The 14,590-nt window shown below is 59.0% G+C and carries 14 protein-coding genes; all 14 read left to right on the top strand.

What is annotated here, in order from left to right:
- Positions 1-60 precede the first annotated feature (60 nt).
- Positions 61-933, top strand: coding sequence for a peptide chain release factor N(5)-glutamine methyltransferase (locus Q0X47_RS02620; RefSeq protein ID WP_297722560.1), 873 nt, complete (start codon positions 61-63; stop codon positions 931-933).
- A gap of 278 nt (positions 934-1,211) precedes the next feature.
- A complete protein-coding gene (locus tag Q0X47_RS02615; protein WP_297722558.1) occupies positions 1,212-3,272 on the top strand; it encodes an efflux RND transporter periplasmic adaptor subunit in 2,061 nt (686 codons plus the stop codon).
- Positions 3,265-4,080, top strand: a complete 816-nt coding sequence (locus Q0X47_RS02610) for an ABC transporter ATP-binding protein (RefSeq protein WP_296180432.1) — start codon at positions 3,265-3,267, stop codon at positions 4,078-4,080. The genes Q0X47_RS02615 and Q0X47_RS02610 overlap by 8 nt, the downstream gene beginning before the upstream one ends.
- Positions 4,077-5,447 carry an ABC transporter permease gene (locus Q0X47_RS02605; RefSeq protein ID WP_296180434.1) on the top strand — a complete coding sequence of 457 codons (1,371 nt, stop codon included), beginning with the start codon at positions 4,077-4,079 and terminating at the stop codon, positions 5,445-5,447. The genes Q0X47_RS02610 and Q0X47_RS02605 overlap by 4 nt, the downstream gene beginning before the upstream one ends.
- Positions 5,448-5,594: 147 nt before the next feature.
- On the top strand, positions 5,595-7,133 hold the full coding sequence (locus tag Q0X47_RS02600; protein ID WP_297722555.1) for an ATP-binding protein: 1,539 nt from the start codon (positions 5,595-5,597) through the stop codon (positions 7,131-7,133).
- Between the two features lie 128 nt (positions 7,134-7,261).
- The gene (locus Q0X47_RS02595) at positions 7,262-7,750 is read left to right on the top strand and encodes a response regulator (protein WP_296180440.1); all 489 of its coding nucleotides are present in this window, start codon (positions 7,262-7,264) and stop codon (positions 7,748-7,750) included.
- A 51-nt stretch (positions 7,751-7,801) separates the two neighbouring features.
- On the top strand, positions 7,802-9,385 hold the full coding sequence (locus Q0X47_RS02590; protein ID WP_297722551.1) for a DASS family sodium-coupled anion symporter: 1,584 nt from the start codon (positions 7,802-7,804) through the stop codon (positions 9,383-9,385).
- A gap of 96 nt (positions 9,386-9,481) precedes the next feature.
- The gene (locus Q0X47_RS02585; protein ID WP_297722548.1) at positions 9,482-10,129 is read left to right on the top strand and encodes an L-threonylcarbamoyladenylate synthase; all 648 of its coding nucleotides are present in this window, start codon (positions 9,482-9,484) and stop codon (positions 10,127-10,129) included.
- A 128-nt stretch (positions 10,130-10,257) separates the two neighbouring features.
- On the top strand, positions 10,258-11,442 hold the full coding sequence (locus Q0X47_RS02580; protein ID WP_297722545.1) for an MraY family glycosyltransferase: 1,185 nt from the start codon (positions 10,258-10,260) through the stop codon (positions 11,440-11,442).
- On the top strand, positions 11,439-11,942 hold the full coding sequence (locus tag Q0X47_RS02575) for a hypothetical protein (protein ID WP_297722542.1): 504 nt from the start codon (positions 11,439-11,441) through the stop codon (positions 11,940-11,942). The genes Q0X47_RS02580 and Q0X47_RS02575 overlap by 4 nt, the downstream gene beginning before the upstream one ends.
- A 110-nt stretch (positions 11,943-12,052) precedes the next feature.
- Positions 12,053-12,877 carry a F0F1 ATP synthase subunit A gene (gene atpB, locus Q0X47_RS02570; protein WP_297722539.1) on the top strand — a complete coding sequence of 275 codons (825 nt, stop codon included), beginning with the start codon at positions 12,053-12,055 and terminating at the stop codon, positions 12,875-12,877.
- A gap of 61 nt (positions 12,878-12,938) precedes the next feature.
- On the top strand, positions 12,939-13,154 hold the full coding sequence (gene atpE / locus Q0X47_RS02565) for an ATP synthase F0 subunit C (RefSeq protein WP_004007339.1): 216 nt from the start codon (positions 12,939-12,941) through the stop codon (positions 13,152-13,154).
- 9 nt (positions 13,155-13,163) lie between these two features.
- Entirely contained in the window at positions 13,164-13,712 is a 549-nt protein-coding gene (locus Q0X47_RS02560) for a F0F1 ATP synthase subunit B (RefSeq protein WP_297722535.1), read from the top strand.
- Positions 13,713-13,736: 24 nt separating this feature from the next.
- Positions 13,737-14,558, top strand: a complete 822-nt coding sequence (gene atpH, locus Q0X47_RS02555) for an ATP synthase F1 subunit delta (protein WP_297722532.1) — start codon at positions 13,737-13,739, stop codon at positions 14,556-14,558.
- Positions 14,559-14,590 lie beyond the last annotated feature (32 nt).

Here is a 14,590-nt window from a genome sequence, read left to right as displayed (position 1 = left end):
ACGGATAAAATTCTCCCGGTCGGCTCAAAATGAAATACTGGACACGGCGAAAGGAATTCGATGCAGATACCCCAGCAGGCGGCAGCGCGTTCGGCGCTCAATGACGCGGCCTTCGTGTTGAGCGAGGCCGGAATCAACAATGCTCCCGGTGAGGCGCGCCTGCTGCTGGAGCACGTGTTGGGCCACCGGCCCGGCTACGGCGAACGCTTGGACGGGCCGACCTGGCAGCGGTTCTTTGAACTGGTCGGACAGCGCGCCACCCGGGTCCCGTTGCAGCACGTCATGGGGGTCATGTATTTTCGCCACCTAACCCTGCACGCTCGCCCGGGAGTGTTTGTGGTGCGTCCCGAGACGGAGTGGGTCGCACAAGGGGCCATCGACGCGGCCGCGGATTGGGTGCGGCAAGGGGTGGCTCCGCGGGTGCTGGATCTCGGCTGCGGTTCCGGGGCATTGGGGTTGTCTATCGCCTCCGAGGTTCCCGAGTCTGTTCTGACCTGCGTGGACGTGTCAGAAGCGGCGGTGGATTTGACGGCGGAAAACGCCCGGTTTACCGGGGTAGCGGCGCGGGTTCTGCTCGCTGACGCGACCGACCCGCAAACGCTGCGCAACGCCCTTGTGCGCGCCGAAATCCCGCCGAAGTTCCACGTCATCGCCACCAACCCGCCTTATGTGGTCGACCCGGTGACCCAGCCTGAAGCGGCTCAGGACCCGCAGTTGGCGCTCTACGGCGGGGGCACTGACGGTTTGGAGCGGCCGCGGGCCTTTTTGGCTGCCGCCGCCGCGGTTGCACTGCCGGGAGCCACCATCGTGATGGAACACGCCGAGTCGCAAGGCGTGGCCCTGGTACAGGCGGCCCAAGCGCTGGGGCTGAGGGACGCGCAAACCCGATGCGACCTGGCTGGTCGCCCCCGATTCTTACAAGCTGTAGCCTGACCGTTGCCGGCCTGTCGAAACAGCACCGGCCTGGGGACTTCGGCGGCTGCCTCAGGGCTTGTCAGGGTTAAATCAGGGGTATCCCTGATGGCGACCGGGCGGGGAGCCAAGATAATGTGGGACTGTCTCCTCCTGGGGAGTGAGAGCGGCATATCCGGGGACCGACAAAGTCTCCTACTTCAGATTGATTTTCCTGGATTTACCGCTTTCAGCAGAGCAACAGCGCCCTGGAGAGTTTATAGTCTTTCAAAAGAGATTTTGGATAATAAGGAGTATTTGTGAGCGACGAACCCGTGTTCACTCCCGTCGATGACCCGACCGTCACCCCCGCCGCCACCGTGGCGGGAGAGGGCTCGAAAAAGTCCGCGAAATCCCTGCTCAAGGGCAAGAAAAAGCTGAAACTCGGTAAGGGAAAAACGAGCAAGAAAAAGAAAATCATCATCGGGGTCAGCGCGGTGGCGGTCCTGGCGATTGCCGGGCTGGTCATTCCGGCAGTGATGGGTCTGGGTGCTCCCAAGTACGACCCGACTGCCGTTTACCGCGGGGACGTCGCCACTGTCACGAAAGACGACGTTATCAAGAGTCTCAACATGACCGGCACGCTGAAAAGCGCCAAGAGCATGACCTTGTTCTCCTCGCTGAACTCGAAAGTGCAGACGCTCAATGTAAAGGCGGGAGACCGCGTGAGCCAAGGTCAGCTGTTGGCGCAGCTGGACAGCTCTGAGGCCATGTCCCAGCTGTCCAGTCAGCAGTCTCAACTGAACGAGAGTCGCATCACCCAGCAAAACAGCATTGACGAGGCTGCCCAAAACTACCAAAACGCGAAAAGTGCTTTGGACCAGGGCTTGAACCAGGATATTCGCGGGGCGCAAACCGCCCTGCGCGAGGCGCAAAACGAATATGTGAAAGCGTCGCGGGCTTATGACCAAATGAAGCAAGAAAAAGATAACCGCACCCTGCAAGCCTTGCTGGACCAGGAAAATGCTTTGCGTTCCGCCAACCAAGAGGCCGAAAACGCCAGAATGGAAGCGAACCGGGCCGGGGCAGCGGTGGCAGATGCGAAAACGCAGCGCGATATTGCGGATATCGAGAGGAAAACAGTCCAGGACGAGTTGGAGTTAACCAAGAACGAAATTAAGCGGATAAGAGACAATCCTAGTTCATTCACCAATCCTGACCAGTTAATCAAAGAAAAACTTGCGGCTATCGAAAGTCTGAAAGCAGAGCTCGAAGCCAAGGGCCAAAACGCCGATGCCGCAGAGAAAGCTGTAAGTGAGGCGTGGTCCCAACAGGCTCAAGCCAAGCAAGCGGCCAACCACGCCAGCGAAAACTTGGGCATGGCCCGGCGCCAATTCCGGGCGGCACTGCGCCAGATTGACTCCCAGATTGCCGAAGCAGGCGAGGCGGTTGCCAAAGCGCAAACCGGCATCTCTGATGCCAAAGTCGCCCTGGAATCCGCCAAAATCCACGCGGCTCAGGAAGTGAACTCAAATCTGCGGGCATTGCGGGCGGCCCAAGCCTCGGCGGGATCTGGTATGGCGGAAGGTCAGAGCGCCATTCAAAAGCTGCGGGCTGACATCAACTCGGCGCACGTAACGTCCCCGATTGCGGGCATCGTGACCTCGGTAACCGCCAAGGTCGGCGCCACACCAGAGGGCCCGCTGATGATGGTGGAAGATGACCAAAATATGGTCATTGAAACCCAGATTAAAGAATCTGGGGTCTCCAAACTCAGCGTGGGCAACCAAGTCACTTTCACCACTCCGGCCACCGGCGACAAAGAGTTCACGGGTACGGTTTCCTTTATCTCTCCGGCAGCCCTCGACCAGTCCTCCGCGCCGTCCGGTCCGGGGGCTGACCAGGGAGTCGGCGGGGGTGGCAATGCCTCGGTCATGTTCCCGGTGCAAATCACGGTGACGGGCGATTTGCAGGGCTTGCGCCTGGGCTCTACCGCCAAAGTTAAGGCGATTATCGCCGGGCAAAAGAACGCTTTGACCGTGCCGAAAGGGGCTTTGGTTGATGCGATGATCCCGCTTGACGGCAAGGATTCGTCTGCCACCGAGGCTCCCGTTTCAGGAGGAATGATGGCACCGGGGGCGTCCGCTGATGATGGTCCGAAGTCCGTGCTGGTGATAGACAACCCCGACTCGGAAAAGCCGAAGATTCGCGAAGTCCCGGTGGAAGTCCTGGTAGAGGGCAACGGCATGGCCGCAATCAAGGGTAAAGGCATCAAAGAGGGCACGACCGTGCTGGACAACGCTCTGAACTACCTCGACTTGGTTGGTGAAACTGGCCACTACGTAGACACTCCGCAGATGATGGAGGGGACTGTTGAGTGACATCATGAGCCTGCCGGGGGTTTTCGCTGGGGGTCAGGCGGATTCACAAGCGTCCCCTCCCGCGCTTGCCCAGCAGGGTGGCGGTCAGTCGGGGGTGGCGACGGGGCAGCCGGTCATCCAGCTGAGCGACATCTATAAAGGATTCTTCCTCGGTACCGACCACGAGCTGACAGTGCTGAAAGGCGTGAACCTGGCGATTTACCCAGGAGAGTTCGTCTCCATCGTGGGGTCCTCCGGTTCGGGCAAATCCACCCTAATGAACATCATCGGACTGCTGGACCGGCCGACTTCGGGCAGCTACCTGTTGGGAGACGTGGATATTTCTGAAGCTGACGACAACGATGCGGCGCTAATCCGCTCGCTGTCCATCGGGTTCGTGTTCCAAAACTTCAACCTGGTGGGACGGACCGACGCGTTGAAGAACGTGGAACTGCCCATGATGTATGCCGGCATCGGGCGTGCCCAACGCCGCGAACGAGCGCTGAAACTGTTGGAACTGGTCGAAATGAGCGACCGAATGCACCACCAGCCCAGCGAGTTGTCCGGCGGGCAAAAGCAGCGGGTGGCGATTGCGCGGGCGATGGCTAATGACCCGGACATTATTTTGGCCGACGAGCCGACCGGAGCCTTGGACACCGCTACCGGGCATATGGTTATGGACCTGTTCCACCGGCTGCACCGCGAGCAGGGCAAAACCATCGTTTTGATTACCCACAACCCAGAGCTTGCCCAGCAAACCCAGCGGATTTTCACCATGGTTGACGGTGTGTTGGGCGAGGGCGTACCGACCTCAGGAGGTGCCCAATGACTTTCGGAGAAAATGTGCGCCTGGCCTTGGCGGGATTGTGGGCCAATAAGCTGCGGGCCATTCTGACCCTGCTGGGCATCATCATCGGTATCGCCTCCGTGGTGACGATTCTCACCATCTCTCGCGGAGTGACCAGCGCGGTTACCGACTCGCTCGGTTCCCTGGGAGGTCAGGATATGTATCTCTCGGTGGATACCAAGGAAAACATCGCCAAAAACAAGGCTAATGAGGTTCAGCCTGGCACGGAAGATGACGGCAGTATGACCGAGGAACCTAACGAAGATGACGAGGACATGTCCGGGGATAGCGATGCCGGCTCGGCTTTTGCGGACAGTGAGGGGGACGACCAGTACCTGACCCCGGAAATCTTGGACCAGATTCGCGAAGAATTTTCTGACCAGATTAAAGGTATCAGCGTGCAAGGAATGGGAGGCTATGGCACCGCTACGGGCACGGGCGGAGACGAGGACGCGGACGTGCAAACCACCAACCAGGATTTCCTGATTGGGTCGAACATGGAAATGGTCGCCGGCCGCGGTTTTGATGCCAGTGAAATCGAAAGCGCCGACACGGTGGCAGTCATTTCTGATACCTTGGCGAAAAAATTGTTCGGGGGAGCGGCGCAAAACGCCGTGGGCCAGAGTTTCGAGTTTAACAGCGACGAATCCCAAATGACGTTTCAAGTCATCGGGGTCGCCCGGCAGGTACAAATGAAAGGGGCTGCTAACGCGCTCTTAGGCGGAGGCGGAGGGGCGAGTGGGACGACCTTTTACATTCCCTACACTCTGGAGGAGGAAGTCACCGGTACCAAGGATCCCGGTTTTAACTGGGCGACCGTGCGCCCGATTCCCGGCACAGATGCGAAAGCCTTGAAACACAATCTGCAGGAGTTCTTAGATAAAGCTTGGGCCGACTCAGATTACGGCGTCTCGATTGATTCCATGGACTCGATGATGGACGAAATTAAAAAAGTCTTTTCCACTATCGCTATGGGGTTGTCAGTCATTGCGGGGCTGAGCTTGCTGGTCGGAGGCATCGGGGTGATGAACATCATGCTGGTGTCAGTCACCGAACGTACCCGAGAGATAGGTATTCGCAAGGCTCTGGGGGCGACCCAGTGGAATATCCGATTGCAGTTCCTGGTCGAGGCCATGATGGTGTGTCTGCTGGGAGGGCTTCTCGGCGTGGCCCTGGGAGGTCTAGCTGGATATCTGGGGTCCAACGCGATGGGCAATCCCGCTCTCCCGCCCTTGGGAGGGGTGTTGTTCTCGCTGGCTTTCTCACTGGGTATCGGGATTTTCTTCGGCTACTATCCGGCGTCCAAAGCCGCCAAACTCGACCCTATCGAGGCTCTGCGCTACGAGTAGCCCGGGGTTCCCCATCTAAAAACTATTTTTACGGCTCGGTGTGCCAGATATGGCACACCGAGGCAAATTAATAGGATTAACGCCCGAAAAATATCCTTGGCTCGCAAACGCACCCGTGCACCGGCAAAATTCCGGCATGATAGTGGCATGTACGAAAGACGCTTTGTTTTTGACCTCGAACAGGACGACGAAGAAATCATCGCCGAAATCGTGCGCCGCGCCGAGATTATCTTGGGACCCCAGGAACGGATAACGTTCCCGGTGGGGGCGCACCTGACCGAGGAAGGCCAGCCGGTTCGCAGCATTATCCTGGCGCTATCGGGCAGTATTGCCCTGGAACGCTCCTCAGAGAGCGGGGACCTGCTGATGCACCATGCTTCGACCGGACGCATCATCGGAATGCTGTCTTCTGGGGAGGAAATCGGGGCGTTCTTTACCGCCGTGGTGACCGAAGAAGTCGTGGGGGTCAGCCTCACTCTCGACGAAATGAACATGATTATTGCCGGGGATTCCCGGGTATCGCTGCTGGTGGCAGCCTTGTTCATGCGCACTTACGATCGCCGGTTGCGGCGTGCCGAAAATCTCCACATTGAGTCGGCAGTGCTGGCCGACCAGCTGGCAGTGCAGCGGGCGAACTTGGCGAAAGCCCTGGACAAGTTGCGCGAAACTCGGGAGGAAATGGCTGCACAAGCCCGGTTTGCCTCGCTGGGTGAGCTGGCGGCGGGAGTGGCCCACGAACTCAATAATCCGGTGGCGGCGATTCGCCGCGCCGCGGATTACATTCACGAGGACATGCGGATGCTGCTGTCGACCTGTCCCGATGTAGCGTGGCGGAACCTAGCCCTGGAATCCCTGGAAAATGCCGAGGAAGCCCCGTTCTTGTCCACCAAGGAAACGCGGGCGCGTAAACGCGAGCTGTTGGAAATCCTGGGAGACGCGACCCTGGTGGAACGCCTGTCCGTGGCGGGAGTCTACAGTACTGACCTGGCTCGCAACCTCGCCAGAGACATGAAAGCCAACCCGGACACGGACCTGGGGGCCTTGGAACAGGCGGCCGCCATCGGCACCAGTCTGCGCAACCTGCGCACCGCCTCGGGACGCATCATTGACCTGGTAGCCTCGCTGCGCTCTTATGCCCGGCCTGACGGGGATCCGGTGCAAAACGTCGACGTCAACTCGGGGCTGCAAGACACGCTGCGCCTACTGTCCCACCGCTTGGACAAAATTGCGGTAAACGTGGAATATGGTGAACTGCCGCGGATTTCTTGTCACCCCGGCCAGCTCGACGAAGTGTGGACGAACCTGATTACGAACGCGGTAGAGGCCATGTCCGGCGAGGCTTCGGCCGCCAGCGATGCGGTCGGCAAGCGCCCCACGGACCGAGCCGAACTGGCGGGAATGATTGGGCAGCTCAACATCGAAACGAAAGCCCGCGGTGACCAAATCGTGGTGACGTTCCGCGACACCGGCCCGGGCATTGCCCCTGATGTCATCGAACACATTTTCCAGCCGCACTTTTCCACCAAAGGCGGTGAAGTGAGGTTCGGAATGGGCATTGGCCTGGGGTTATGTCGCTCGATTGTGGAAAACCATGGCGGAACCATCCGGTTGGAAAACGTCTCCAACCCGACGGGCACCCTGGCCACCGTGGAGTTGCCGACCACCGGGATTCCGGTCTCGCTTTAGGGTCACAAGCCATGTCGGGCGGGTTTGCGCGGTTTGTCAGTTTTCGTTTTCTGACGTTTTTCCGGCAAATTTGTCCAAACCCCATGACGGGGTGAAAGAATAGAAAAGTCCCCAATGAAGGAGAAACCATGAAACTCGCCATCCTGATCCTTGAAGACGAACCGGAAGTTCGTGCCGCTGTAACCCGTGACCTGCTGGGATTCGCGGACACTTTGCGCATCGAACCGGCGGAGGATGTGCCTGATGCGTGGGAAGTCATCGATGAGATAACGGACGATGGCGACGCCCTGGCTTTGGCACTGTGCGACCATCGTCTACCCGGCACGACCGGCATCGAGTTCATGGGACAGATGATGTCCGACGAACGCACCCAGTTGACTCGCAAAGTCTTGGTGACCGGCCAGGCTGACCTAGCTGACACCGTGCGCGCGGTGAACGAAGCCGGACTCGATCAGTACGTGGCGAAACCCTGGAAACCCGAGGAACTCCAAGACGTGGTGCGCACCATGCTGACCGACTATGTGGAACTGGCAGGGATTGACCCGGTGCCCTATCTCGCGGCGCTGGATCCGGCGCGGGCGATGGAGTTGACTAAAGGGCTCAGCCGCCCTGACTAACCGGTTGCTGGCACGTGGCAGCGAACAGCGAGGAATAAAGGGGCAGGGGCAGTGAGTACTCCAGACAATCCGCAATCCGAAAACGCTATCGAACCGTCCGATGCGGCGGCCCGGGAACGTAACGAGCCGGCGGCAACTCAGCCCCAGTCTCGTGCCGCCGTCCCGAAACCCGCGAAACGTCCTATCCGCACTTTGCGGCCCAAGCCCCCCTCTAACGTTAAGAAAACCCCCCCACTGGGCTTGAAAGAAAAGATTGGCCTGGTGCTCGGGGCCATCGTGTTCTTCGTTCCGCTGCTGGTTGACATCCCGAACCTGGGCGAGCCGGGCGAACGGATGCTGGCGATTTTCCTGCTAGCTATCGTGTTTTGGATTACCGAGCCGATTCCCCTGACCGCCACCGCGGTGCTGGTCATTGGGCTGGAAGTGCTCCTCGTGTCAACTGGGTCGCCCTTTGACCCCACCGGTGGTGACCCGTCGCAAGCGGAACATGTCGCCAAGTATTCGGAATACTTCGCGACCCTGGCCCACCCGACAATTATCCTCTTCATGGGTGGTTTTATGATTGCGGAAGGCGCTGAAAAGTTTTCCCTGGACCGCAACCTGGCGGCGGTGATGCTCAAACCTTTCCCGGAAAAGGCGCGTCTGACGACCTTGGGACTCATGCTGATTACCGCTATGCTGTCCATGTTTATGTCCAACACCGCCACGACTGCCACCATGTTTACCGTGGTTATCCCCATTTTGGCGGCGCTGCCAAAGGGCCTGGCGCGAGCTGGTGTGGCACTGTCGATTCCCCTAGCCGCCAACGTGGGCGGTATCGGCACCCCGGTCGGCACCCCGCCCAACGCCATTGCAGTCGGCGCCCTAGCCGCCCAGGGCATTCACGTGTCTTTCGGCCAGTGGATGCTGATGGCGGTGCCGTTTATGCTGGTCGTGCTGTTTTTGTCGTGGCTGTTCCTCAGTGCCGTGTTTATCCCGCGCGATGCCGTGATCCACATTGAAATGACCTCTAAGTGGAACAAAACACCGAAAGCCGTACTGTTCTATATCATCGCCGGATCCACGATTTTGCTATGGATGACCGAGAGCCTGCACGGGATTTCCTCCAACGTGGTCGGGTTCCTGCCCGTCGTGGCCCTGCTGTGTCTCAAAGTCATGAGCGGCGAGGACATCAAGAGTATCGACTGGCCGGTGCTGTGGCTGGTGGCGGGCGGTATCGCGATGGGTGAGGGCATCGGAAACACCGGCCTGGACAAGTTCTTGGTCAACTCCGTGCCGTGGAACTCCCTGGGGGCGGTGCTGATTGTGGCACTGCTCGGTTTCGTCGGTTTCGCGATCGCCAATGTCATCTCCCACTCGGCTTCCGCGAACCTGCTGGTGCCTCTGGCTGTGTCCCTGGCTGTGTCCCTAGGCGATTCGGTCGATACAGTCACGGTCGCCTGCGCGGTAGCCATCGCCTGCTCGCTAGGCATGTCGCTGCCCATCTCGACCCCGCCGAACGCCATTGCTTATGCTACCGGGGAAATCTCGGTGAAACAGATGGCTTTGCTGGGTATGGTGGTCGGAACCGCCGCCACTTTGACGCTGGTGTTCGCGCTGCCGCAGCTGTGGGCGCTCATGGGGTTTGTCGGCTAAGGAGTGCCCCGGCTGGTCCCGTTTCGCAAACGCGGTCACAAGCGCGGTGGGGTCGGGTCTGCCGGTTGAGCCAGCGCGGGGACTAACATTAGCTCTATGAAGATTGTTGATGCCCTGACCGGGCCGATTACCCCTACTGACCTGGCGGCGATTGACGCAGCGGTGAAACGCGATGAGCTGCTGGTCATGCCTACCGATACGGTTTATGGAATAGCCTCGGTGCCGTTTGCTCCCGCGGCGGTGGAGCGCCTGCAACAGGCCAAAGGTCGGGGGGAGGATTTTCCCCCGCCGGTGTTGGTTTCCGGTCCGGCAGCGCTGGATGAATTGATGGCTCCGGCGACTCAGACGGGCGAGAGCCAGGGCCGCGCGGCGCGTGTGCTCGCACAGCGCTTTTGGCCCGGTGCCCTGACTATTATTGTGACTGCGAACCCGGCTCTGGGCTGGGATTTGGGACAAACCCACGGGACTATCGCCTTGCGCCAGCCCGACCACCCCCGTGCCCTCGAAATTCTGGGCTATACCGGTCCTCTGGCGGTCACCTCCGCCAACCTGCATACCCGGCCTCCCGCCACCGATATTGCCGCCGCCACCCAATATTTTGGGCAACGTGTCAGTGTTTATGTCGATGCCGGCCCCTCGCCCTCCGGGCATCCGTCCACCATCATCACCTTGACAGAGGGCTCCCCGCGCTTGATCCGCCAGGGCGATATACCCCTGTCTGACATCCTCGCGGCTCTGGCTTGAGGCCTCGTGCGGTTATACAGGGGGATATGGGCAGCAGCTGCCAATAATGGCAGCTGCTGCCCATATCCCACCCTATATTCACATCAAAGACGAATACCCTGCCACTAACCGGATAAACTAAAGCCCGTATGAAGTTTTACCTGTTGATATTCTTGGTCGCGGCCGCGGTGACGTACCTCACGGTCCCGCTGGTGCGCCAGTTTGCCCTGGCAACAGGCACTTTAGCTCCGGTGCGGGAACGTGACGTCCACGAATTTCCTACCCCGCGTCTGGGCGGGGTAGCGATGGGTGCGGGTTTCCTCGCGGCACTGGCCATCGCCTCACACACGCCATTCTTGGCCGATGCCGCCAGCTTTCATAACATCAAAGGTTTGGCCGTGGGTGTCGTCCTGATTGTGATTTTGGGTGTCATCGATGACATCTGGGACTTGGATTGGTACACGAAACTGGCGGGCCAAATCTTGGTGGCGGGATTGATGTCTTGGTTGGGTATCCAGCTGACCTCTTTCCCGATTTTCGGCCTTACCATCGGCTCATCTCGCCTGTCCTTGCTGGTCACAGTGCTGGTAGTGGTGGCTGCCATCAACGCGGTGAACTTCGTGGACGGCTTGGATGGTTTAGCTTCCGGCATGATGGCCATCAGCGCGACCGGCCTGTTCATCTATTCCTACACGCTGTCGCGCACGCTGGGTGCTGCGTCCTACGCCTCTTTGGCCTCAACGGTGGCGGCGGCTCTGGCCGGAATCTGCCTGGGATTCTTGGCACACAACTTTTCTCCCGCCTCCATATTCATGGGCGATACCGGAGCCATGCTACTGGGTTTACTGACGGTGGCCTCCGCCATCATCGTCACCGGCCAAATCGACCCGGCTGTCGTCTATTTCCGCCAGGCTTTTCCGTCTTTCCTGCCCATAGTTTTGCCCCTAGCGGTGCTGGCGATACCCATTATTGACATGGTCGCCGCGGTCATTCGTCGGTTGTATCATCACCAGTCTCCCTTCCAAGCCGATGCCGGTCACCTGCACCATCGCCTGTCCCATGCCGGACGTTCCCGAGTTCGCGCCGTACTGGTCATGTACCTGTGGACGGCGGTGTTTTCCCTGGGGGCGGCCTCGCTGACTTTGCTGCGGATGCGCTACGTGTTGGTGTTGATGCTGGTAGCTTCCCTGCTGGCGATGGTGGCGACCATCGAGATTCTGCCCGCCTGGCGCGAAGGGGTGCGCCGCTGGTTTAACCCGAACTATCGCCAGCCCCACGGCCCGGAACACGCCCTTTACCGTGACTCTTCCCTTTCTGATAGCGTAAAGCCGTGAACGAAACGACTCCCCGACCTGAGCAATCCGCCGCTTTCCTCGCGGCCCCCTTGGGTCCCCGGACTCGCCGGGCGGTGAAGTTTTCTCTGACCGCGATTTCCCTAGCGGTGGTGGCGGTACTGCTGGTGGCGGCCGGGTTAACGGCGTGGCTGGTAGGGGTGGCGGGACTGCGTTCCGTAGGTTTATGCGCTGCGGTGGGGGCGGGTCTAGTGGCGGTGACGTTTGCCACCCACCTGTTCACCTTGAATCACCCTGACTTGATGATGGCGGGCATGGGCGCAGATTTTGTCCTGAAAATCATAGTCATTTTGCTGGCCTTGGGGGTGGCGCGAAAGCTGCCGGGCCTGGATGCGGAAACAATTTTTTTCACCCTGCTGGCCATGATTTTGGTTCAAGCCATCGTCTTTCCAGTGGCGCTGACCAAAGCGCAAGTGCCCTTGTTAGACCCAGCTTCTCCGCCCACGCAACCGGAATCCGCAGGGGAAAATCCAACGCAGTAGTGAAAATTTGCGTTTTTTCACCCCTGCCAGTTTTCACCCGTGTCAATCGTGCTTGAATTTCATGATAACGTTGTTAGGCGAACTCATGATTTATGACTCAAAGGAGAACAATGGGAGTGCAGTTGACGCTCATGTCGGCATTGGTGCCGAATTTGGTTCCCGCTACAGATGACTCGTTCCATGCTCCCACCATTATGGACTTGTTCCCTCCGGTCGTTGCTTTCGCTGGAACTCCTTTCGCTATCGACCGTGTCATGATGATTCGTCTCATCATGACGCTGCTGCTGGTGCTGTGCTTGGTGCTGTACGCCACGCGGGCTAAGCTCATCCCGGGGCGCGCCCAGTACGTGATGGAGTTCGGGTTCAAATTCTGCCAGGAAAACATTGCTGAGGAAGTCATCGGCAAGGAAATCGGGCGCAAATACACGCCCATCGTGACTTCCGTATTCTTCTCGGTTTTGTTCATGAACATTGCGGGTATTATTCCCGGCTTTAACCTGGCTGGTTCCGCGAAACCGGGCTTCCCGCTACTGTTAGCGGTGTTTGCCTGGTTTGTTTTCATTTACGCCGGAATTCGAGAGACCGGTGTGGGTCACTTCTTCAAGTCCTCCCTGTTCCCGCCGGGGGTGCCGTGGCCGCTGTACATCCTGCTGACCCCGATTGAGGCCATCTCGACCTTCATCATTCGTCCGTTCACCCTGTTCGTCCGTTTGTTGGCCAACATGATTGCCGGCCACTTCTTGCTGGCTTTGACCCTGAGCGCCACGAACTATTTCCTCTTTGCGCATCTCTCGGCGCTGTCCCCGATAGGGATTCTGACTTTTGCGGCAGCTTTCGCGTTTACCCTGTTCGAAATCCTGGTGGCTTTCCTGCAGGCATACATTTTCGCGATTCTGACCGCGGTGTATGTGAACCTCTCCGTACACGCACATTAGAAAAACAATAGGCTTCTCACGCCAACCGGCATGAGAATAACAACAAATAAGGAAAGAAAACATGACTGGAAGTGCACTTGTTCTCGCAACCATCGGCTATGGTCTGGCCGCCATTGGCCCTGGCATTGGCTTGGGCATTCTGATTGGTCACACTCAGGACGCTATTGCCCGTCAGCCGGAACTGTCCGGAAAGCTCACCACTAACATGTTCATCGGTATCGCCTTCGTCGAAGCCTTGGCTTTGATTGGTTTGGTAACGGGCTTCCTGTTCCGGTAAGGAGCACGTATGTTAGGCACTTTGGTATCACTAGCGGCTGAGGCGGGCGAGAACCCGAACCCTCTGCTGCCGGCGACTTACGACATTGTTTGGTCGGCAGTTATCTTCTTGGTCATTTTGATCATGATTGTGAAGGTGGCTTTGCCGAAGTACAGCGGGTTGGTGCAGGAACGCGCCGACAAGCTCCAGGAGGGCTTGGACGCTACGGCTAAGGCACAGGCTGACTCGCAGGCCGCGGCACAGCGGATTGAATCCGAACTGCGCGACGCGAAAGCTGAAGCTGCGCAAATCCGCAACAAGGCCAACGCGCAAGCTGAGGACATTGTGTCCCGCGCTACCGAACGCGCTGATCAAGAAGCCAAGCGCATCATCGAGCAGGCTCAGCGCCAGATTGCTGCTGAGCGGGCCGCGGCGGAAGCCTCCCTGCGTCAGGACGTGGGCGACTTGGCTACCCAGCTCGCGGAAAAGATTGTGGGCGAACAGCTGAAAGATGAAGCCCTGAGCTCGCGCGTCGTGGATCGGTTCCTCGACGAACTCGAAGCTCAGCCGGTGGCTTAAGGATAGAGAAGGTAAGGGAAGTCAATGAGAGCCTCGTCGGTAAGGACCTTGGCCGCTATGGTCATGGCCGTCGATAAGACCCTGGGGAAAGCCACGACCAAGACTGGCCCCGCGGTCGCCGAGGAATACTTTGCCCTGTCTGAACTGCTTGAGAACAACGTCCGCTTGGCCCGCAACCTGTCCGACCCGGCGCGTACCGCCCCGGACAAGCAAGAACTGGTCCGCACCATCTTGGGTTCGAAACTTTCTGAGCCGGCTCTGGCGGGAGTGTTGGAACTCGCCGCCGGTCGCTGGTCCAGCGAGCATGACCTGCAGGAAGCCTGCCGGTTGCTGGCAAACCACGTGTTGCTGAAAACCGCCCAGGATAATGGCCAGCTAGAGGACGTCGAACGCGACATCTTCGCCATGAGCCAGGTGGTCGCCAAGAACCGCGATTTGCGTAACTTCTTGACTGACAATCATCGTGCCCCCCTGGACCAGCGTCTCGAGACTTTCAACTCCCTGGTTGGCAAGGAGGTCAAGCCCCTGGCGTTGCGCTTGGTCAACGCGGTGATTGCGAAAGCGGCGCCCGGCCGTCTCGCGGCTGACCTGCGGGCTTTGCTGGATTCAGCAGCGCGGATGCGTCAGCGGAGGATGGCTACGGTTTACACCGCCACGCCGCTGAGTGAAACCCAGCACTCCCGGCTCATTCAGTTGCTGTCTGACCGCAGCGGCGAACAGGTTGAGGTCAACGTAGTGGTAGACCGGAACCTGGTGGGCGGCATAAAGATTGTGCAGGGCGACACGGTGATGGATGGCGCGGTGAAGTCCCGCGCCGAGCAGTTCCGGCGCAAGCTGGCAAGCTAAAACGAAACGAAAATATGACCGATAGGGCAAGG

This window comes from uncultured Mobiluncus sp., assembly GCF_947254095.1.
Taxonomy (GTDB): domain Bacteria; phylum Actinomycetota; class Actinomycetes; order Actinomycetales; family Actinomycetaceae; genus Mobiluncus.
This window is presented reverse-complemented; position numbering and strand designations above follow the sequence as displayed.